The following is a 22,271-nucleotide window of genomic DNA, read 5'->3' as shown; positions in this document are numbered from 1 at the left end:
TAAAAGCATAATATGCTTATGATTGATCGTTAAAAAGTTATTTATCCTTATTTATTGCGTTTTGTGTAGTTTTAAAATCTTCATATATACATTTGTTAGGAATTAAAAACTGATTGTAGCGAATAAAACGCCGGATATTAAGCAATAACCGGGAAATTTTTTTACAATGATTATTAACCATTTAAAAAGTTGAACAAAGATGCAAACGCACAACCTTGGCTACCCACGAATTGGTAGCAACAGAGAACTAAAAAAAGCCTGTGAACAATATTGGTCAGGCAAGATTTCCTTAACCGAATTATTAAGTAAAGGCAAAAATATATCCGAGCACAACTGGAAATTACAGCAGGAAGCAGGAATAGATCTGATCCCTTCTAACGATTTTTCGTATTATGATCAGATCCTGGATATGTCCTTAACAGTAGGTGCTATCCCAAAACGCTATAACCAGGTAGCGCTAAAATCCAACAATGAAATGGATTTGTATTTTGCTATGGCAAGGGGATATCAGAAGGAAGGATTGGACATTACAGCGATGGAGATGACAAAATGGTTAGATACAAATTACCATTATATCGTTCCTGAATTTTATAAAAATCAGGAGTTCAAATTATTCTCTAATAAAATCGTTAACGAGTTTGTAAGTGCAAAGCGGTTAGGGATCAATAGTAAACCTGTAATCATTGGACCAGTTTCTTATTTGTTATTGGGCAAAGAAAAGGAGGAAGGCTTTGATAAATTGGATTTGGTGAAACGTTTGCTTCCAGTTTATGTAGAGATTTTAACAGAGTTAAAAGCGCATGGCGCGGAATGGATACAGTTTGATGAGCCATTTCTTGCTTTAGATATTAATGCTCAGGCGAAAGAAGCTTACCAGTATGTTTACGTTGAGCTGAAAAAGAAATTTCCACTGCTAAAAATCCTGGTAGCTACTTATTTTGAAGGTTTAAAAGATAATTTGGTTTTAGCAGCATCATTGCCTGTTCATGCATTGCATATTGATCTAGTGCGTAATCCAGAACAGCTGGATGAGGTGCTCACTGCTATCCCTGGACAATTAATTTTATCTTTGGGCGTAGTCGATGGAAGAAATGTCTGGAAAAATGATTTTGAGCAGTCCTTATCGATCATAAAAAAAGCGGTAGCTCAATTAGGAAGCGACCGCGTATTGATTGCACCTTCTTGCTCATTATTACATTCACCTTGTGATTTGGATTTAGAAACCAACGATAAAACCTTAACTCCTGAAATTAAGCAGTGGTTAGCTTTTGCTAAACAAAAGATTGATGAAGTAGTGGTATTGAAAGCATTGGCTTCTGAAAACCCGGATGCAATTGCATTGGAGAAATTGGAAGAAAACAAAAAGGCTACCGCTAGCCGCAGCACTTCCAAACTTATTCATAACGAGCAGATCAAACAACGCGTGAATGCTATTACGGCTAAAGATGCAACGCGTACAAGTCCCTTCTCTATCCGTAAAAAGACACAGCAGGAAATTTTACAATTGCCTATTTTCCCAACTACAACTATAGGTTCATTCCCACAGACTCCTGAAGTAAGAAGCTGGAGAGCGCAGTTTAAGAAAGGCGATATTACGCTTGCAGAATATGATACCTTATTGAAAAAAGAGACGGAAGAAACAATTCGCTGGCAAGAAGAAGTCGGTATTGATGTATTGGTTCATGGGGAGTTTGAACGCAATGACATGGTAGAATATTTTGGCGAACAGCTGGATGGTTTCACCTTTACAAAAAATGGCTGGGTACAGAGTTATGGTAGCCGGTGCGTTAAACCTCCTATCATTTACGGTGATGTGCACAGACCAAATGCAATGACGGTTTATTGGACAGAATTTGCACAATCATTAACGAAGAGTTTGGTCAAAGGTATGTTAACTGGGCCTGTTACGATTTTACAGTGGTCTTTTGTCCGCAATGATCAGCCTCGCCCTGTTACTTGTAATCAAATCGCATTGGCGATTCGTGATGAGGTAGTAGATCTGGAAAAAGCGGGAATCAAAGTTATTCAGATTGATGAACCTGCTATCCGGGAAGGATTGCCTCTGAGAAAAGCAGCTTGGCAAGCTTATCTGCAATGGGCAGTAAATGCGTTTAAAATCTCAGCAAGCGGGGTAAAGGATGGAACACAGATCCATACGCATATGTGCTATTCTGAGTTTAACGATATCATTCAGAACATTGCTGATATGGATGCAGATGTGATTACCATTGAATGCTCTCGTTCACAAATGGAATTGTTAGATGCTTTTGCAGATTTCAAATATCCAAATGACATCGGGCCAGGTGTTTATGATATCCATTCTCCAAGAGTACCTTCAAAAGAAGAAATGGTAGCACTTTTAGAAAAAGCGAAAGCTGTAATTCCAGCTGAGCAACTTTGGGTAAACCCTGATTGCGGATTAAAAACCCGCCACTGGCCAGAAACCAAAAGTGCTTTGATTGCTATGGTAGCAGCAGCTAAAGAATTAAGTGCAAAGGAATATGCATTAAATTAGGTGTAACTAGCTTACCTTTAGTCTTATACTTTAATAAAAAAACACGGATTGAAATTTTTAATCCGTGTTTTTTTTAACCAGGTGAATTGAAAGTAACAGAACGTTCCGGATACTTTATTTGGGAAACGTTCTCTAAGAATGTAACTTGTGTTGTGGCAACAAGGGAATTGTGGAACAGATGGATGAAGATAAAGCCAGATACAGCGACGCAGAATGAAAAACAAACTAATCTCTACTCACATGGACAGTTACAAAGAAGAGTTTTCAGCAGAGGAACAAAAAGAGTTTTTTGCAATATGGAAGGTACGTTTTGAGAAGAATATGAACCGCCATAAGGATTTGGACTGGACTGGGGTACAGGAGAAATTAGATGCTCATCCTGAAAAAGTCCGGTCTTTGGTCGCAATGGAAAAAACCGGCGGTGAACCAGACGTTGTCGGTTATGACCAAAAGACAGGGGAGTACATTTTTTATGATTGTTCACCAGAAAGTCCTAAGGGGCGCAGAAGTCTTTGTTATGACCTTGAAGCACATAAATCAAGGAAAGAATTTAAACCGGAAAATAATGTTATTGATGTGGCAGCAGATATGGGTATTGAACTTTTAACTGAAGAAGAATACCAGTATTTACAGCAAATGGGAAAGTTTGATACCAAAACGTCAAGCTGGATAAAAACACCTGCGAATATAAGGGAATTAGGCGGAGCTGTTTTTTGTGACCGGCGTTATGAAACGGTTTTTGTTTATCACAATGGAGCGGAATCTTATTATGCTGCCCGTGGTTTCCGTGGTTCATTAAGGGTCTAGAGATAGGTAAGCTGGTAAAAGGGTGAAAAGAGCCGTCTCCATAAAAAGACGGCTCTTTTATAACCTGGAAGTTATTATAAATTATAACGTAATGTTACCCCATAAGTTCTTGGATCACCAAGAACTCCAGCATATAAGCCAGAGTTACCTGCAGCTGCCTGTAATTGTTCATAATAATTTTTATTCGCAATATTTCTCGCCCAAATAAATGCAGAGAATTTATCTGACTTAAACCCTAATCTACCATTCAATAACGAATAGCCTTCAACATTTAAGACCCTTGAAGGTGTCGGATTTGATGAATATTCTGAACGGTAACTCGCATCGGCAGCAATAAAATATCTGCCTGTTGTAGTAGCCAGTTTACCTGGATTGCTGAACTCTGCTCCACCAGAAACATTCCATTTAGATATTCCTGGTAACTTGCCTCCTGAAGCATCTTTAAATGCTGCCTGCGTAGCTACACCGTTCACAAGTTCTGTATGTCCGGTTTCCTCTAATGGCAGGGGAGCGTTTGTAAATTTCACGTATTTGCCATCAAGATAAGCAAGAGCAGCATTTAAGGTTAAGAATCTTCCTATTTGATAAATTCCATCAACTTCCAAACCTTTCACCCTAACTTTTTCTGCATTGGCAAGATAGCCTCTGTTTACCCCTAATTGAGGTGATTGTACATTCGTTTGGTAATCTTTGATGTCTGTATTAAAGGCACTGACATTGACTATCGCCCCTTTAACAGGTTTGGTTTTAAGACCTAACTCATAATGTTGAACATATTCTGGTTTTACAACGGCCACAGACAAATCTGCCTCTCCGGTCGCGGTAGTTGGCAAGCCGCCTACGTTAACACCAACTGGTTTATAAGCGGTAGAAAAAGTTCCATAAGCGTTTAATTTAGTGGTAGGGCGGTATGAAACTGTGATATTACCAGACAAATTATTGTTATCTACGTTGGTATTAAACCGCTGATTGGCATAAACCGCTGTTTTTAATGCAAGTAAAGCAGGGTCTGATGTTTGCAGGCCTCCATAAGTTGTCCTGTCATAGTCTACATCTTTTTTATCATAAGTATATCTTAATCCAGGTAAAACATGCAGGTGATTCACAATTTCCCAATCAACCTGTGCGAATACAGCAGCACTCAATGATTTAATAGTTGAATTAGTTTTGATACCGTAGCCATCTAACAAACCTGGTGTTGAATATAATGCCTGTGCACCAGTATTACTTGTTTGTACAAATCTCCACTGATCTTTACCTACTTCTTCTGTTTGACCTAGTCCTTTTAAATTCTGACCAAGGAAATATACACCAATTACACCACTTACTTTTTCAGACAGATTACCAGCATATCTTACTTCTTGCGAATATTGATCATGGCGGGATGTTCCCTGAGATTTAGTCAATGCAGATAATTCAGAGAAATCCCTGTCGTTTGTAGGATTCCAATTCCAAAATCTCCAGGCTGTAGTTGAAGTAAGCGTTCCATTACCTATCTTATAATCTACATTTACAGATAAACCACCAATTGACTGGTCATGTTTCCAAGGCGTATTCGTATTGATTGTTCTGGATTTAGGATCTGCTACAGGTTGTTGGTAGCCTAAGTCAGAAACAATTTTAGCATATTGGCGGTAAGGACTTCTTTCTGTTGCAGTGACTCCTGCAATTACCAGCGGGTAACCTGCAGGATGCTGGATGCTTGCATCCCCACTAAACAAGATTTGCAGCTTATCTGAAGGTGTATAATAGAACTGACCTTTAAAACCAAGATTGTTCTGTCCGCTATATCTGCGTTCTTCTTTGGTATTGAAAATTGTGCCATCTCTTTGAGTTCCTGAGATGGATAGTCTGGCTGCAAGATTTTTTCCAACACCTCCGGTTACCGATGTTTTGGCCTGCATAAAATTATAGTTTCCAAAACTCAATTCAACTTTTCCGCTTGGTGTTTGAGATGGCTTGGCAGTAGTGATGTTAAATGCACCTGCAGTTGTGTTTTTACCAAATAATGTTCCTTGCGGGCCACGCAGTATTTCTATTTGTTCAATGTCAAGAAAATCAGTAGAAGTAGCTGCCGGACGCGCCTGGTAAACTCCGTCTACATAAAATCCTACTCCAGGATCAATACCATCATTGGTTAAGCCAAATGTCGAACCTAGCCCCCTGATATTAAGTGTCGTATTTCTTGCATTTGAAGCATATAATTGTACTGAAGGAACCAGCTCTTTCAAACGGTTAACGTTAAAAGCTCCTGCATTTTCTGCAGCTTGACCTCCGATAACAGTAATGGCAATAGGCACATCCTGTAGCACCTCTGAACGTCTTCTTGAGGTAACAACGATTTCATCCAATAATGCGCTTTCAATCAGCACTAATTCGAAAGGTGTATCCTGAAGCTTTAAAATCTGAAAATCCTGAGATTTGTAACCAACTGAGCTCACACGCAAGTAAAATGGAAGTTCTTGCTTTGAATCAATACTGAACTTGCCATCTGCATCAGCAGTTGCAGAATTCTTGGTCCCTCTGATCAATAGTGTAGCATGTGGTACTGGAACGCCGTTACTACTTTTTATAACGCCCGTTATCGCACTTTGGGCAAAGACAAAATTTGCCGTTAGCAAGAGTGAAAGGATGATGAGTAAATGTTTCTTCATAATGTTAAAATTCAATGGTTTTGGGTGATTATTGCATAGCAAAGCCATGAGGATGTTTTTAGCATCCGGCCAGGTTTCAAAATATGATGTTTGGAGGTGTTTTAGTTATAATCAGTGATTACTGAACAGAATCAACAGCAACAGTTTGATAGAAAGAGGATTCCTTCTTTAACTGTTTTTCTTTTCATTTTTATAAAATGTAAATCTGTTTTCATTGTAAAGATTTATTTTGATTACACGAATATAGGATTCTTTTTTCTTTAAAAAGATTAAATCTATAGATTTTGTAGTTTTTATTTGTAAAGGGCGGGTAAAGCCTGCAATGTTATGATTAAGAGCATATTATGGTTAGAAAACAAATCAACATTTACGCCTGTAAATGTTGATTTGTTTTTAATCCTTAGTCAAGTTCTGTACAGATGATAGTGTTCCCTGCGTTCATTATATGGATTTCGGTATTGATATAGTTTTTTGTAAGCGCTATAAATTCATCCGGTGTTTGGGTAAAGCCTGCAAATGTTCCGTAATGAAAAGGAATTACGTGTTTGACATCTAGTAATTTTACAGCATGTGAGGCTTCTAAAGGCCCCATCATAGAACGGTTCCCAATAGGAAGTACCGCAATATTTGGTTTATATATCTCAGAAATGAGTTTCATATCACCAAAAATGCAGGTATCACCAGCAAAATATATTGTAGTATCATCAGACATTTTGATAATAAAACCGTTAGCAGCATGTGGTGAAGTAATTGTCTTATCAGTAACGTATATATGGGAATGGTGAAAAGCATTGACCATAGTTACTTCGATATCAAATAGTGATAATGTCCCACCTAAATTCATGGGCTCAAATAGGGTTTCATCTATCCCTTGTGCTATTAAATGCCACCTGCAAATATTGTTGGCAATTATGGTTGGATTTGTAGCATCCAGGATTTCCTTAAAACGGATATCTAAATGATCTTCATGGCCATGAGTAATTAGAATCAGCTCAATATTGTCTTGTTTTGCTAAATCAGCAGGGATGTATGGATTATTAATTAGCCATGGATCAATAATAATAATCAGGCCTTATAATTTTAAAAGTGGCGTGTCCTAATAATTGTAAAGTTGTTCCTTTTGTATCCATGTATTTTATCTGATCTGAAAATTATTTCATAAAGTTAAATGATTTGTCTGGTTCTTTTGTAATTGGATTTTAGCTGACGCAGATCCGATCATGATGGTGAATGTGCTGCGGGATTCAAATAATTTTCATATCCATATTAATGACCAGTAAGTCATCAGCTATTCCGATAAATTCTACACAAACCCAAACAGGTATTACCTGAGGATAACAAATTAATTGCCAAATGAACTGTTCAGGAAAAGGGATTATTATTTCCGGCTTCTATGTCTTTTGTTAAAGATTATTCTATTGTAGAATTTCCGGAAATTTAATTAAAAAGTAAAGGTAAGAATTCTGTTAAGTAAGCTCTCCAGTTAGACCAGGTGTGTCCGCCCTCGCTTTCTACGTAATCGTATTTTAAAGGGATGGTATCTAATTTTTTACGGTAAGTCTCTACGTTTTTAAACAAAAAATCTTTTTTGCCAATAGCTATCCAGTAAAGTTTAAAGCCATTTTTCGCTTGTATGCTAAGTTTTTTGTCAAGTTGCTGATAGATTGGTTGCTGATTGTTTGAAGGAGGTAAAATTGCCGGAGAAAAAAGACCTACATAAGCAAAAGTATTGGGATAGTTTGCCGAGATGTAAAGCGAGTGGAAACCACCCATTGAAAGGCCAGCTATAGCCCTGTTGGCTTTATCCTTTTTAATACGGTAATTGCTTTCCGTAAATTTAATTATTTCAGGGAAATACTGTTCCATATCACCATTAAATACGTCTGGTGTCATCATAACGGGTTTATACATACCTTTACTCGATTCACCTGGAGCAGCGCTGTTAATGGTATGTCCGTTAGTGATTACAACGATCATAGGTTTTACTTTTTTTGTGGCTATAAGATTATCTAATATCTGTGAAGCCCGGCCAAGCTGCATCCACGCTTCTTCATCACCACCTACACCATGTAAAAGGTAGAGTACCGGATAATTTTCTTTAGTCGACTCGTAGCCAGGAGGTGTATAAACAGTTAATCTACGGGACATTTTTAATCCATCTGAGTTATACCAGCGCTTGGAAACCGTTCCATGGGGAACATCTGTGACCTTGTATAAATCTGCAATGCCTTTACCAACAAGAAATACATTTACAACAGAAGCTACATCTCTGATAAGATAAACATTATTGGGATCACGTATTTTTAATCCATCGACTATAAAGGAATAGCTATATAATTCTGAGGGTAGAACTTTAGTTGTAAAAGTCCAGACACTATCTGCGTTTAAGACCATACGATCAGTACCAGCGCTATTACTGCCAGCGGGTTGAAAATCTCCCTGCACTTCTACCTTTCTGGCAGCAGGTGCTTTTAACCGGAAAGTAACCGTGCCATTTTCATGGACCTCTGGAGAGATAATCTCCTTTTGTTTGCCAAAATTAAGGTTCTCCTGCGCGTAACCATTGAACGCAAAGAAGCTAAGGAGTAGCATACTGATATATTTCATAACTTTCATTTTATAGCCGATCTCATTTTATTATCAAAATCCAGATAGATATATACCTTTCATTTTCCCCAAGCTACTCTATTCTATTGGTAATATTACCTTTTTTTTCTATAATGTTAACTATCGGATATTTCAGTGCCCCAACTACTGTTCCATCCTAAAGCTGAAAAAACAATTCTCTTGTTTAATTAAATTTCCAATTCTTTTTGCAATTGGATTTTATCGGAAGATGATCCGATCATGATGGTGAATGTGCTTCGGGATTCAAATACTTTTTTCATATCCATATTAATGACCGATAAGTCATCAGCTGTTATGATAAATTCTATACGTTTTGATGCACCCGCTTTGAGATTAACCCGTTCAAAATGTTTCAATTGCCTGATAGGCTGAGCAGTTGAAGCAAATTGGTTTTTCAAGTAAAGCTGGACTACTTCGTCTCCATCATATGATCCTGTATTTTCTAAGGTAAATGAGACCCGATAAGTACTTTTAGAAGTTTCTTTACTGATATTCAGCTCATGATAAGCGAAAGTCGTATAGCTTTTGCCGTAACCAAAAGCATAACGCGGAGTAGCCTCTTCTTCAACATAACGATGGTCAAGCGGGCTTTTTCTGTTGTAGTGAATGGGGATTTGTCCGACACTTCTGGGAACGGAGATTGGAAGTCTGCCGGCGGGATTATAATCTCCAAATAAGACATCTGCAACTGCTGAGCCGCCCTGCTGGCCAGGATACCAGGCACAAAGTAATGCATCCGCATTTTCAGCAGCCCAGTTCATGTCTAGTGGCCGTCCTTGTATATAAATGACAATAAGAGGTTTACCTGTCTTTTTTAAGGCCTTTAATAAATCCATTTGTTTACCTAAAAGGCCGAGCGTTGAGCGGTCGAATCCTTCACCACTCTCCATATCTCCGATGGTTTGATCTGTTGCAATTGCGGCTCCTGTTTTTGCGTATTCTGTTTTGAAATCCCGGGCGCTTGATCCACCTACTACTGCGATAACCACATCTGCTTGTTGTGCGGCAACAATTGCCTCAGGAATGGTGTTTTGTATAGTGTCACGAATGGCACATCCTTTAACATAGCTTACTTGCGCAGCAGCTAATTTAGCACGAAGCCCTTGTACTATAGTGATCACATTTCCCTGGGCTTGTGGAGCTGTGTAATCACCTAACATATTGTATACATTGTCCGCATTAGGGCCTACCACAGCCAATTTGATTCCCTTTTTTAAAGGGAGAATGTTATTTTTATTTTCCAACAGGATGATAGATTCTTTGGCAACCTGCCTGGAAAGCAAGATTTGTTCTTGCGTATTAATTTCCGTTTTAGCTTTTTGAGGGTTTACAAAAGGATGTTCAAATAAACCCATTTCGAACTTTAAACGGAGTATTCTGGATACTGCAGTATCAATAAAACGTTCTTCGATTGTCCCTTTTTCAACAGCAGCGACCAGGTTGGGGTAAGCATTCCCTCCGAGATCCGCATCTAAACCTGCTTTGATTGCCAGTACAGCAGCTTCAGTGTAATCCCGCGCAATTCGGTGACTTCCTTTTATCCCCTCTATACTTCCTAAATCCGATACTGTAAAACCTTTAAATCCCCATTCTTTAATCAAAATATCAGTCAATAAGAAACTATTGGAACTACAGGGGATACCATCTATGGAATTATAAGCGGCCATAATTGATTTGGCTCCGGCATTTACAGCTGACCTGAAAGGAGGGAGGTAATATTCACGAAGTTCCCGTTCACCAACACTTGCAGCTGCTCCATTATGCCCTCCTTCAGGAATTGCATAGGCTACAAAATGTTTGAGTGTAGCTATTGTGCTATAAGGATCAGAAAGCTTTCCTCCCCCGGTACCTTTGATGATAGCAGCAGCAAGCGTACCTGTTAGTACAGGATCTTCACCATAACTTTCTTCCACACGAGACCAGCGGGGATCACGTGATAAATCCAACACAGGGCCATAGCTGATATGGGCTCCTTGCAAACGCACTTCTTTAGCTACACCTGCTGACATCTTTTCTAATAACGACGGGTTCCAGGTAGAAGCCTGACCAATGCCGGTTGGAAATACAGTTGTACCAATTGCCATGTGGCCATGAGGTGCTTCTTCTGCCAGAAATATCGGAATACCAAGGCGCGTATTTTTTAGCATATATCTTTGTAATTCATTTGCTGCTTCTGCTGCCATTTCAGGATTAAGACCGTTTTTTAATGTTTTTTGTGTCCATGGATCTGCTCTGAATGTTGCCCAGAGCATCCCAATTTGTTTTTCGGCAACGATGTCTTTAAATTTTTGAGATACTTTAACCCCATTTCCTTGTCGTTCATACATTTCCCATCCCAGCGGACTTAAAAGTTGACCTATTTTCTCTTTGAGTGTCATTCTTTGGATTAAATCCTGAGTTCTCAGCGCTATAGATTGACTGGCGTCTTTGTAAAGCGGTTGTTGGCAATAGGAACTAATAGGTAAGGAAAGAAAAGCACAGCAGGCTAATAGGGTAAGTCTGTTCGTCATGTTGATTTCTAAATATATGTACATACAAGTATAGCTAAATTTGAATATTAACTTAGCGTAATTGAATTGTTTTTATGAAATATGAGAGGTTTGTCGGTTTAATGAGTTGTTTGAATGTGTTTTGGATTGTTGAGAATTTAAAATATATTTGTCAATTATGTATGTACATTTGAGTCTTTTTGTATTTACATTTATTGTTTGTTTAATAAACCCAAAACCTTAAACCATGATGAAAAGGATTGTTCTCCTCTTGTTAACTAGTATTCAGGCAACCTTACTTTTTGCACAAAAAGAGGGTGGGCCAGCTCAATATGTGAGGCCTAATATCGGTTCTGCACATAGCAGGTATTTTTTCTATACTCCTGCAGCAGTTCCTTTTGGCATGGCGAAACTAGCACCCAGCACGAATGGGAGTGAAGGCAATCCATCAGGATGGGAAGCTGTAGGTTATGACGATCGCCATAGGTCTATAGAGGGCTTTGCAAATTTCCATGAGTTTCAAATTGGTGGGATCGTATTTGCGCCAACAGTAGGAAAGCTGAAAACATTTCCCGGTAAAAAGGAGGAGAAAAATTCGGGATACAGCTCATCTTTTGATAAGTCTGACGAATATGCTACCGCTGGATATTATCGGGTGATTTTAAAGGATTACCAGATTAAAGCAGAGCTTACTGCAACAGAAAGAGTTGGTTTTCACCAGTATACTTTTCCGGAAACAGATAGTGCCAATGTTATCTTTGATATTGGTCACAAGATGGGAGAGAGCGGGCCTGTGCTCGATGCAAAAGTAACTTATGATCATGGCCATGTGTGGGGTTATGTGATTACCAAACCTGTATATGTTCAAAAGTATCAGGAATCAGCAAATGTGACGCTGTATTTTTATGCTGTGCTTGATCAAATACCGGCCTCTTATGGTGCATTCAGGGATAGTACACAATTTAAAGGGCTTAAGACGATTCGGGGAAAAGGAGCAGGGATATATTTGCAATTTAAAACAACAAAAGGCGAGCAAATTGGAATAAAAACAGGTCTTTCTTATACTTCGGTAGACAATGCAAAACTTAATCTGACAAAGGAAGCTTCAGGATTAACCTTCGCAAAGGCAAAAGCTAATGCTATTCAAAATTGGAATAAGGCATTAGGCAGGATTGAAGTAAAAGGTGGGTTGGAAAACGATCGTATTAAGTTTTATACCGGACTCTTTCACGCGCTTTTAGGCAGAGGCCTGGCAAGTGATGTGAATGGTGCTTATCCTAAAAATGATGGGAGTGTGGGGCAGATCCCATTACTGAAAAATGGTATTCCTGAATATCATCATTATAATACGGATGCTATTTGGGGTGCCTTCTGGAACCTGACCCAACTCTGGGCGATTGCTTATCCGGAATATTATAACGACTGGGTACAAAGTCAATTGTTGGTTTATAAGGATGCAGGTTGGCTGGGTGATGGTATTGCCACTAGTAAATATGTATCTGGTGTTGGAACGAATTTTACGGGATTAGCGATTGCAGCAGCTTATAATGCAGGAATCCGGAATTATGATATCCCTCTTGCGTATGAAGCGGTAAGAAAAAATGAGTTGGAAGCTAAAAGCCGGATTCCGGGTGCGGGAAAGTTAGACGTGGGCGTTTTTGTGAAGAAGGGCTATTCACCTTATGTAAAAGATCAGACTGGTAGCCCGGAATTAAACAAGCAAGGTTCTCCTTTTGGGGCTTCTCATACCTTAGAATATTCTTTTTCTGCCTTTGCAGCGGCAACTTTCGCTAAGGCTCTTCACAAAACAAAAGATTATGAACAGTTCAGTAAACTGTCTGAGGGCTGGAAGTTGCTCTATGATCCGGCCACAAAATTCATCAGGCCTAAGGATGGTGAAGGGAGATTTTTAGATAAATTTGATCCTTTCGAAGCTTGGAAAGGTTTTCAGGAAGGTAATGCCTGGCAGTATACATTTTATGTGCCTCAGGCGCCAGAGCAACTGGTGAGTTTGATTGGAAAGGAAACTTTCAGCAGTAGATTGGATAGTATTTTTACTGTTTCTCAGAAAAATTCCTTTGGTGGCGGAAAACAGATTGATGCTTTTGCAGGAATCCAGGGTTTGTATAATCATGGGAATCAGCCAAATTTACATGTGTCCTGGTTGTTTCATTATGCAGGAAGGCCGGATCTGAGTCAGAAATGGGTTAGGGCAATTTGTAATGAATTTTATGGTACTGATGGTATACATGGTTATGGGTATGGTCAGGATGAGGATCAAGGGCAGTTGGGTGCATGGTATGTATTGTCTTCCATAGGGCTGTTTGATGTAAAAGGGTTGACAGGGCCTGATCCTTCTTTTTTAGTAGGGGCACCGTTGTTTGATATGGTAAGGATTAAACTTCCTAAAGAGTTGAGGAAGAATGAGTTTCTGATTAAGGTTAATCAACAGAATCCAGGTGATATTTATATCCAGAGTGGTAGGTTTAATGGGGTTGATTTGAAGGGTTTGTCGATTGGGTTTGAAGATTTGGTTAAGGGCGGGGTTTTGGAGTTGGAGGTTGGTAGGGAATAAGTCAAAAAGACAGAAAACAAATAACCGGAAATGAAATTATGGTTATTTGCAGCAATAGTAATTAATGCTTATAAACCTATTATTATGACAATTAAAACTAGCTGTGTTAACATAGGTACTACTATTCTGGGTCGTATTGTGGTCGGTGTTGGTAAGGGGTTGGTAAGGCCATTGGCCTTACCAACCCCTTACCAACACCGACCACTTATAGTACTATGACTTATCCTCTGCTGTTCTGTGGTTTGCTGAAGTTTAATAGAAGAGCTGGATTTATTTATTCTACTTCGAAAATCTCTTTACAGAGCATATTAGCAAAATAGATCTAGAGAATTTTAAAAAAGTTGGATCGGGAAAAGCCCCTTCCAATCCCATGACTTCATTTTTCTATTAATACGTTATACATATTCTTCTGAACGGAGTGATTTTGGTTTCGCTCCGATCGCAGGTTTCAATAGTGGGCGAGGTTCTTGGGTTTATCCTCCAATGTGGATTAGCTCGCTGCGCTCGCTGATCCCTTTGGGGGGAGGCTTCAAACAAAAATGCTTTTCGCTGCGCTCAATAGCAATTTTTTGTTTTTAATCTGGCCTCTGAGCTGAAGGGCTCAGGCCGATTTAAAACAAAAAATGCCACCCTATCGGGCAGCATTTTTGTTTGGCGGAGAGTGGGGGATTCGAACCCGCGGACCCTTTGACAAGTCAACAGTTTTCAAGACTGCCGCAATCGACCACTCTGCCAACTCTCCGCGACAAAAGTACAAATAATGCGCATTTCTGCAAACGTTAATCTGCTTTATGTGTTTAAATGCCTCATTATGAATCGGAAAAAATGCTGTTTAGATCAAAATAGGCGGTATTTTTGTCGGAGAACTTGTAATATCATCGGTTATCAGTGATAAAACGGAAGCCAATTCCTCTTATACTTTCTATATAAATGGCTTTATCTTTTGCTAAATACTTTCTGAGCCGGCTAATAAATACATCCATACTCCGGCCGTTAAAGAAATCGGATTCTTTCCAAAGGTGATTGAGTATATCATTTCGTTTGATGATCTGGTTCTGATGCAGGCAGAGGTAATGAAGTAAATCAGCCTCTTTTTCTGTAAGTATCTTTTGATCTTCGGAAGAAGTCAGTATTAAATTCCCTGGTTCGAATTTGTAACTGCCAATTCGAATGATTTCCTGGGCAACTGGATTAATCTTAGTTCGTTTTAAAATATTCCGGACGCGCTGAATCAATTCATCCGCGTCAAAGGGTTTTAATATATAATCATCAGCGCCAAGTTTCAGGCCATGTAGTATGTCTTCTTTTAGCTTACGGGCAGTTACAAACAGAAAGGGGAGTTGCGGATAAGTTTGCACTAGTTTTTCTGCCAAAGTAAATCCATCTTCTTTTGGCATCATTACATCAATGATCAAAATATCGTAAGTTTCTCTTTTCAGTTCTTCGCGGGCTTCAATACCGTTATATACCCGGTGAGCTTGAAATTTGTTTATTTCCAGATATTGTTTTAACAGGTTTCCCAGATCAATATCATCTTCTACAATTAATACTTTGATATTCATACTGGTAAACTGATTATAAAGGTACTGCCTTTGCCCGGTTTGCTGCTCACAGTAAGCTCCGCGCTGAGTTGTAAGGCTGCTTGTTTAGCTAGATATAATCCCAAGCCTAAACCTTTAACGGTATGCTTATTTTGCTCTGGAATGCGGTAAAATTTATCAAAGATATGTTGTTGATACTTTAAGGGAATACCAGCTCCCTGATCGGTGATTTCTATATGATAATGAGTCTGGGTTTTAAAAGCAGTTAAATAAATTGATACACCTTCTTCGCTATATTTTGCAGCGTTATCAACTAATATATTTAATATCTTTTCTAATGTTGCAGCATTGGTCAGTAACGTTTGCGGAATTGTCTCTATTTTAGCGATCAGCTCATGATTAGCAATAGCTAAATCATCGGCATAGTGCTGCAGAAAACGTGTGATTTCGAGTTCTTTTTGCTCCACTTTTGTAGCCGTTACCATTGCACTGTCCAGTACGCTATCCACTAGCTGCCTTATTTTTCCATGCTGCCTGTTTAATGATTGCAGCAAGTCATTCAACAGAGCCGGTTTTGCTTGTACTTCTTTTAACAAAATGCTCTTCAATATTATACTCACTGAACTTAAAGGAGTTTTCAGCTCATGCGTAATGTTATTTGCAAAATCTGTTTTAATTTCTGCTAGTTTCTTTTGTCTGATCATCGCACTAAAAACCAGATATAATAAAATAATCACAGCTGCAATTAAACCAATAGCGAGAAATAACACACCAGACATCCGTTTGATAACTTCATTTTCCTGCTTAGAAATATCCATGAAATTTGATTGCCTGATTGTAATACGTAAATCCTCTCCAGTACTCAGCGTCACATCTTTATTTAAAATAATTGTATGCGCTGTATGGAAATCATCCCCGGAAAATACAACAGGCTTTGCAGGGGCAGTCAGCAATGTATCGGATTTTCCATTGATCTCAAAGATGATTTCATCAAATTGTGATTTATAAATTATGCCTTCAAGGTTAGGTTTTTTATCCAGCATTTTTTTTAGATAAATATTTAATTTATGACCGCTTTCCTTCGTGTTGCTTTTTAATAATTTTATAAAACCAGGTTTGCTCATTGGGTTGGTCACATACTGGATTACAGCTTGGCGCAACTCTGCCCTGATTTGCTCTGCTAAGGAAATCATAGCCGGGGAGTTGGTAACCTTCACTATTTCTTCTTTTACCTCTGTATAAAAGTGATCTCTGGTGAGCCTGTAAGTATTCCTGACCAGATAAAACTGAATAAATGATAAGGTGGATACAATAACTACGCATGCTATTAGAAGTGCCCTGGTGGTATGATTCTTATTCATCTGCTGTGTCAAATATAAGCATAGCTAAGTATAAAAGGTTATAGCAAGGGGCCCGTTAACTCTTCATTAACACTTTATTAACCATCGCTTCTGTAGAACGACAGCATTTTTGTTTCAACTCAAATAAACGATGATGAAACCTAGAATTATAACGCTATTGGTCACCTGGCTAATTACAATTTCAAATTTCGCGGCTGCACAAAGTAATTTACTATTAAGTGGCCAGGTTAATAGCAATATTCCATTGGATGGCGCTACTGTTTATCTTTATAAAATTGCGGATTCAGTACCAGTGCAAACCACAATGACAGATTCAAAAGGGACGTTTAATTTAACTCATTTAAACGCAGGTAATTACCGGGTCGCTGTGATAATGATCGGATATTCAGTTTATAAAGGAGGTAATTTCCAATTACAAGTGAATACAGTTTTACCTGTAATCCGGCTGCAGCAAACTGGGTTAGCTTTACAGGAGGTAAAAATAAGCAGTCAGAAAGCTCTGGTTGAAAAAAAGATAGACCGTACCGTGATCAATGTTGACGCAATGCTCAGCAATGCAGGAAGTACTGTTTTGGAAGTGCTGGAAAAATCTCCTGGAATTATGATTGATCAAAACGGTAAGGTAAGTTTAAAGGGAAAGGGCGCTACTCTATTTATTGATGATAAGCCAGCCTATCTTTCAGGAGCTGAGTTAGAAAGCTATTTAAAGTCACTTCCTTCGTCCACTATTGACCAGATTGAACTGATGCCTAATCCACCTGCTAAATATGATGCAGCGGGCAATGGTGGGATAATCAATATCCGGACAAAGAAGAGCAAATTGAAAGGATTTAATGGAGGGATTAATCTTAGCTATGTTCAGGGTAAATATACGCGGACTAACCAGAGCTTTAACTTCAATTACCGCTATAATAAAGTGAACCTGTTTGGTAATTTAGGTTTTGCTGTGATTAATAACTATAGCGACCTGGATATTAACCGCCATTTTGAAGATATTAATGGGAAAGTCGTTTCTAATTTCTTACAGAATTCTTTTTCCCGGACAACAGGACAAAGTTATACAAGCAACGTCGGTATGGATTACTATTTATCTGACAAAACTACTTTTGGTGTTGGTCTGACCGGGTTGTACCGTCCTTTGAAACAGAAAATGTTCGTTAAGAGCGTTTTTACGAATGCTCAGAATTTGACTGACTCTACAGTATTAGCTGATAACAGGGAGCAGAATAAATTTGGAAATATGGGTTTAAATTTAAATTACAGGCACTTGTACGATAAAAATGGCAGAGAATTAACAGCAGATATAGCTTATGTCAATTACAAAACTCAGAATGATCAATCATTTGATAATAATAGTTATCTGAAAGATGGACTGCCAGCAAACAATTATTTATTAACAGGATCTCTGCCTGCCGGGATAAATATATATTCAGCTAAAATTGATTACTCACATCCTTTGAAAAATGGCGTCAAATTGGAAACTGGATTTAAAACCAGTTATACAAAGACGGACAATATTGCTGATTATTTTTATACAGTAAACCAGATCACCAAACCTGATTACGATAAGACTAATCATTTTTTATATAAAGAACATATCAATGCTGCCTATATGAATGCGAATAAGGAATTTAACCGTTTAACAGTACAGGCTGGACTGAGACTAGAGCATACAATTTCTAACGGACACCAGTTAGGAAATATACAGAAGACGGATTCAACTTTTAAACGTAACTATACCGGACTGTTTCCTACAATATATTTACAGTATAAATTGGATACCGCAAGTACCAATTTGTTAAGTATTGATTATGGGCGAAGAATTGACAGACCATACTATCAAGATTTAAATCCATTTTTATCACCGATTGATAAGTTTACTTATTATACTGGGAATCCATTTTTGAAGCCATCTTATACAAATAATATAGAGCTTTCGCATACTTATAAAGGCAAGTTTACCACGTCTTTAAGTTATGGGAAATCAATAGATCAGGTAAATGAAACTATTGAAATTGTGAATGGTATTTATTACAGCAGACCTGGCAATATCGGGAGCACTATAGTGAAGTCGCTATCTTTTGATGGGACTTTTGATCTGGCTTCCTGGTTTAACTTTCATTTTTATGGACAGGTAATCAATATCCATACAGTCAGTGCATTTTATACTGGTGAACTGGATACGAAAGGGACTTTCTTTTATCTAAAGCCAATTTTACAATTTAAAGGTAGAAAAGACTGGACAATACAGCTGGATGGTTATTACCAAAGTAAAGTAACGAATGCGCAGTTTGTTGCTGGTGAACAGAAAAGGGTAAATGTAGCGGTTGCTAAAAAAATATCACCAAGTACCACGGTTAAGTTAGTGGTTAATGATGTGTTTCATTCGTATGTGAATAGTGGTGTGATTAATAATTTAGCACTGACCAGCGCTGATTATCATAATGTAGGTGATAGCCGTACCGCGGTTCTTTCTTTGAACTATAGATTCGGTAAAGCTATCTCTAATCTGCGTAAACATGAAGGAAATGGAGCGGAAAGCGAACAGAAGCGGGTAAAGAATTAATGTGATAAACGTTCCAGCAAGATTACGCCGACTAAAGCGAGTACGGTCAGGGCAATATTCACTTTGAAATGTTTTCTCCACCCCATATGGCTAAAAAGCCCTCCGCAAGGGCATGGATAACGGTCATATGCCTGGTACATTATTCCGGCTACATAAATTGTAAAGATGAGCATCATTGTTAATGATAAATACATTCCAAATAATCTGGTGGCCGAGTTGATCAGGAGAATAATAATACCAATTTCAGTTAAAGGCAGTAAGATAGTAAGGGGTGAGACAATCCATTTGGGAATTGCCTGACTGCGTAGTATTGCTCTGAAATATCTCAGGTTACGGAACTTTGGAAAAGATGCGTAAGACCAAAGTGCGATGAAGATGCCAGTGATGGAATAAGTCAGGATTGTAAGTATCATATTTTTCCTTATTGGTTAATACCAATGTCTGAAGATTTTTGGGCTATGGGTAGGGACAAATGTCCCAAAATGAAGTGGTGTCTGTTATAGTTCAGTATGGCGAATTTGAATTTTTATCGATCCAATGGGTAATTTATCTTAACTTTCTCTCCACTATACTGTAACGAAACCGAAATACCACAGCTCTTTATTTATGATTGATTCTAACTTAAAGCAAAATATCCTGTTAATTTTTCTACTCCTATGTTTCTCAACTGGCTTCGCACAAAGCAATAATAAGAACAACATGATCTTAAAAGGTATCATTAAGAACACAGCTAACGTGGCAATTGATGGTGCAACTTTATTTTTAAAGGATGGCCATACAGGTCAGGTTCTTAAACAGGAATTAACGAATATAGATGGGGCTTTTGCTTTTACTGCAGTTGCTGGAACTTATGTAATCTCAGTGAGTTATCTCGGTTCATTGTCTTATCAAAGTGAGTTGTTGAAATTAGCTGGAAGTGTGGATTTGGGAGTGATTAAAATTGAAACAACGGCACGTAGCTTAAAGGAAGTCGTTATTCAGAGTTCTGGTAATAAGCCTATTGTAAAGATTGAAGGCCGGAAAATGATATATAATATCCAGAAAAGTATAACTGCGCAGGGTACAAATGTACTGGAAGCTTTAAAGAAAACTCCTGGGGTAATTGTCAATCAGGATAACTCAATTACGCTGAATGGGGCTAATGGTGCACTGGTTATGATCAATGGCAGACTAACTTATTTACAGGCCGCAGAACTTGCACAGCTGCTTAAAACTATGTCTTCTTCCGACTTAAAATCTATCGAGATTATTAGAAATCCATCTGCAGAATACGACGCTTCCGGCACCGGTGGTATTATTAATCTTGTCCTTCAGAAATCAATTGCTGAAGGTTTCAATGGGAGCATCAACAATGGGATTGCATACGGACAAACTTTGAAACAAAATACCAATATGAATCTTAACTTCCGTAAAGGAAAAGTCAATCTCTTTGGCAGTTATAATCATAATTTTGGACATTTTGCGATGGACTATGACAATGACCGGACAACAAATGGAAAGATTTATCTGAATTCGAATCATGACGTAGATAAGCGGCGTAGTATAGGGTCAACTTTAGGCGCTGATTATGCTATAGACACGACCAAAACAATTGGAATAGTGATGAATGGTAATTTTTCGAGCGGTGGTGGTTTGATCACCCCTTTAACGAATATTTATGATCAGCCAACAGGCGAGCTTTTACAAACGTTAAAGAGCCAGAGTGCTTATCCGGATCAAAAGGCCAACAGGTACAATTTCAACTTAAATTACCGGTATAAAAGCATCAATAATACGACCCTGGATATAGATGCAGATTATGGAATCTTCGATGCAGCGACAAAAAACCTGAGTACAAATAGTTTTTATGCTCCAAATGGAGATTTTCAATCTTCCAATAATTTCCTGGTGGCCAATAGCCGGGATATTAAATTGTATGCGGCTAAAATAGACTATGGTTTTCCTGTTGGGAAGGGGAGAATGGTAACTGGTGCAAAATTTTCCAGTGTAAATGCTGATAATATATTTGATCAGTATGCTATAAATAGCGGTGTAAATATTATTGATATAAACGTATCAAATACCTTCAAATATCAAGAACAAATAACCGCAGGATACTTAAAGTATGAGACACCTGTTAATGATAAATTGAGCATGGATATCGGTGTTAGATTAGAAAATACGCATTCTAAAGGAAATTTACAGCCAAGAGAAGGGAGCAACCAGTCGCCGGCTTTAGTAGTTAGAAATTATTTGAATGTCTTTCCAACAGCCGGGATTACTTATAAAACGGGGCATTCAGGTACTTATAATTTGAGTATTGCCCGACGTATTGATCGTCCTGCTTATAATGATCTGAATCCATTTTCGTATCCTGTTGACGAGCTTTCTTATTGGAAAGGAAATCCATTTCTTAAGCCTCAATATGCGAACATACTGTCACTGCAGTATAGTTATAAGCGTACAACGATATCTGCTGGTTATACCAGAACAAGCGATCTGAGTAGTGGAATAACTGAGGTTTTGGAAGAGAACAGAATTATTATGATACCCAGAAATATAGGGTTCCAGAATAATCTTAATCTGACCATTACCCAACAGGTTGCGCTGGCAAAATGGTGGAATGTGAGCCTGACAGGGATAGGGTACCGCTTAGAGAATAAAGTAGGAACTCTGGAATATGGAGATTATAGCCGCAGCCGTTTTGCAGGTACAATTAATATACAACAAACTTTTAACTTGCCTGGACATATTACAGCTGAAGTTGCTGGTGTGGTGAACTCAAAAAATATAAGTAGTCTGAATACTTATGTAAAAAGCAATTCACAGCTTGACCTTGGCTTGCAAAAGAATTTAATGAGAGACAAAGCAACAATCAGACTGGCTGTTACTGATCTATGGAGAACAAACAAGATCAATACAGATACACAACTGAATAATTTATTGCTCCATACTACCTATGCAGGGGAAACTCGTCAGATACGCTTGAATTTTACTTATCGGTTTGGCAACAATAAGATTAAGACAAAGGATAACCGCGAATCGGGGCTGCAAAATGAATCACAAAGATTGTAAAATCGAGGGGCAGCAGATCAATACCTGTTGAAATCTTCGTTTCAAAGACTTGATTTTCAATTTTTAATTGGTGCCAAATGA

At 38.3% G+C, this 22,271-nt stretch carries 12 protein-coding genes and 1 tRNA gene; 5 read left to right on the top strand and 8 right to left on the bottom strand.

From position 1 onward, the window contains the following. The first annotated feature begins 199 nt into the window (after window positions 1-199). On the top strand, window positions 200-2,515 hold the full coding sequence (gene metE, locus AY601_RS09340) for a 5-methyltetrahydropteroyltriglutamate--homocysteine S-methyltransferase (RefSeq protein ID WP_068399703.1): 2,316 nt from the start codon (window positions 200-202) through the stop codon (window positions 2,513-2,515). A gap of 240 nt (window positions 2,516-2,755) precedes the next feature. Further along, on the top strand, window positions 2,756-3,322 hold the full coding sequence (locus AY601_RS09335) for a DUF4256 domain-containing protein (protein ID WP_068399700.1): 567 nt from the start codon (window positions 2,756-2,758) through the stop codon (window positions 3,320-3,322). Between the two features lie 74 nt (window positions 3,323-3,396). Here the strand turns inward: AY601_RS09335 and AY601_RS09330 are convergent, their stop codons facing one another. From AY601_RS09330 to AY601_RS09315, 4 genes are all read right to left on the bottom strand, one after another. Next, the gene (locus AY601_RS09330; RefSeq protein WP_068399697.1) at window positions 3,397-5,976 is read right to left on the bottom strand and encodes a TonB-dependent receptor; all 2,580 of its coding nucleotides are present in this window, start codon (window positions 5,974-5,976) and stop codon (window positions 3,397-3,399) included. A 400-nt stretch (window positions 5,977-6,376) separates the two neighbouring features. After that, complete coding sequence (locus AY601_RS09325) at window positions 6,377-7,036, bottom strand: metal-dependent hydrolase (RefSeq protein WP_335340591.1); 660 nt, start codon at window positions 7,034-7,036, stop codon at window positions 6,377-6,379. Window positions 7,037-7,413: 377 nt separating this feature from the next. Then, complete coding sequence (locus AY601_RS09320) at window positions 7,414-8,583, bottom strand: esterase (RefSeq protein ID WP_084359534.1); 1,170 nt, start codon at window positions 8,581-8,583, stop codon at window positions 7,414-7,416. Window positions 8,584-8,771: 188 nt separating this feature from the next. Beyond that, window positions 8,772-11,138, bottom strand: coding sequence for a glycoside hydrolase family 3 N-terminal domain-containing protein (locus tag AY601_RS09315; protein WP_232324727.1), 2,367 nt, complete (start codon window positions 11,136-11,138; stop codon window positions 8,772-8,774). 202 nt (window positions 11,139-11,340) lie between these two features. On the opposite strand from AY601_RS09315, the gene AY601_RS09310 reads away from it, so the two are divergent. After that, entirely contained in the window at window positions 11,341-13,668 is a 2,328-nt protein-coding gene (locus AY601_RS09310; RefSeq protein ID WP_232324726.1) for a GH92 family glycosyl hydrolase, read from the top strand. Between the two features lie 652 nt (window positions 13,669-14,320). Here AY601_RS09310 and AY601_RS09305 read toward each other — a convergent pair. The 3 genes from AY601_RS09305 to AY601_RS09295 all read right to left on the bottom strand — a co-directional run bounded on the left by AY601_RS09305 (window position 14,321) and on the right by AY601_RS09295 (window position 16,570). Further along, a tRNA-Ser gene (locus AY601_RS09305) sits at window positions 14,321-14,410 on the bottom strand. Window positions 14,411-14,543: 133 nt separating this feature from the next. Then, a complete protein-coding gene (locus tag AY601_RS09300; protein WP_068399688.1) occupies window positions 14,544-15,230 on the bottom strand; it encodes a response regulator transcription factor in 687 nt (228 codons plus the stop codon). Next, a complete protein-coding gene (locus AY601_RS09295) occupies window positions 15,227-16,570 on the bottom strand; it encodes a sensor histidine kinase (RefSeq protein ID WP_068399684.1) in 1,344 nt (447 codons plus the stop codon). Before AY601_RS09295 ends, AY601_RS09300 begins: the two co-directional genes overlap by 4 nt. 130 nt (window positions 16,571-16,700) lie before the next feature. Between AY601_RS09295 and AY601_RS09290 the strand changes: the two genes are divergently transcribed. Next, window positions 16,701-19,136, top strand: a complete 2,436-nt coding sequence (locus AY601_RS09290) for an outer membrane beta-barrel protein (RefSeq protein ID WP_068399681.1) — start codon at window positions 16,701-16,703, stop codon at window positions 19,134-19,136. Here the strand turns inward: AY601_RS09290 and AY601_RS09285 are convergent. Next, a complete protein-coding gene (locus AY601_RS09285; RefSeq protein WP_068399677.1) occupies window positions 19,133-19,549 on the bottom strand; it encodes a MauE/DoxX family redox-associated membrane protein in 417 nt (138 codons plus the stop codon). The two genes, AY601_RS09290 and AY601_RS09285, sit on opposite strands and share 4 nt — an antisense overlap. Window positions 19,550-19,835: 286 nt before the next feature. Here AY601_RS09285 and AY601_RS09280 point away from each other — a divergent pair, with 286 nt between their 5' ends. Next, on the top strand, window positions 19,836-22,190 hold the full coding sequence (locus AY601_RS09280; RefSeq protein ID WP_198163658.1) for a TonB-dependent receptor: 2,355 nt from the start codon (window positions 19,836-19,838) through the stop codon (window positions 22,188-22,190). The last annotated feature ends 81 nt before the right edge of the window (window positions 22,191-22,271 follow it).

Source organism: Pedobacter cryoconitis, from assembly GCF_001590605.1.
GTDB lineage: Bacteria > Bacteroidota > Bacteroidia > Sphingobacteriales > Sphingobacteriaceae > Pedobacter > Pedobacter cryoconitis_A.
The sequence above is the reverse complement of the archived record's forward strand: the minus strand, read 5'-3'. Positions and strand labels throughout refer to the sequence as shown.

What these genes read in the sequence shown, in the direction of transcription:
- AY601_RS09330 (WP_068399697.1), bottom strand. Translation starts at nt 5,976, where the DNA reads ATGAAGAAACATTTACTCATCATCCTTTCACTCTTGCTAACGGCAAAT.
- AY601_RS09285 (WP_068399677.1), bottom strand. Translation starts at nt 19,549, where the DNA reads ATGATACTTACAATCCTGACTTATTCCATCACTGGCATCTTCATCGCA.
- AY601_RS09335 (WP_068399700.1), top strand. Translation starts at nt 2,756, where the DNA reads ATGGACAGTTACAAAGAAGAGTTTTCAGCAGAGGAACAAAAAGAGTTT.
- metE (WP_068399703.1), top strand. Translation starts at nt 200, where the DNA reads ATGCAAACGCACAACCTTGGCTACCCACGAATTGGTAGCAACAGAGAA.
- AY601_RS09290 (WP_068399681.1), top strand. Translation starts at nt 16,701, where the DNA reads ATGATGAAACCTAGAATTATAACGCTATTGGTCACCTGGCTAATTACA.
- AY601_RS09310 (WP_232324726.1), top strand. Translation starts at nt 11,341, where the DNA reads ATGATGAAAAGGATTGTTCTCCTCTTGTTAACTAGTATTCAGGCAACC.
- AY601_RS09280 (WP_198163658.1), top strand. Translation starts at nt 19,836, where the DNA reads ATGATCTTAAAAGGTATCATTAAGAACACAGCTAACGTGGCAATTGAT.
- AY601_RS09300 (WP_068399688.1), bottom strand. Translation starts at nt 15,230, where the DNA reads ATGAATATCAAAGTATTAATTGTAGAAGATGATATTGATCTGGGAAAC.
- AY601_RS09320 (WP_084359534.1), bottom strand. Translation starts at nt 8,583, where the DNA reads ATGAAATATATCAGTATGCTACTCCTTAGCTTCTTTGCGTTCAATGGT.
- AY601_RS09295 (WP_068399684.1), bottom strand. Translation starts at nt 16,570, where the DNA reads ATGAATAAGAATCATACCACCAGGGCACTTCTAATAGCATGCGTAGTT.
- AY601_RS09315 (WP_232324727.1), bottom strand. Translation starts at nt 11,138, where the DNA reads ATGTACATATATTTAGAAATCAACATGACGAACAGACTTACCCTATTA.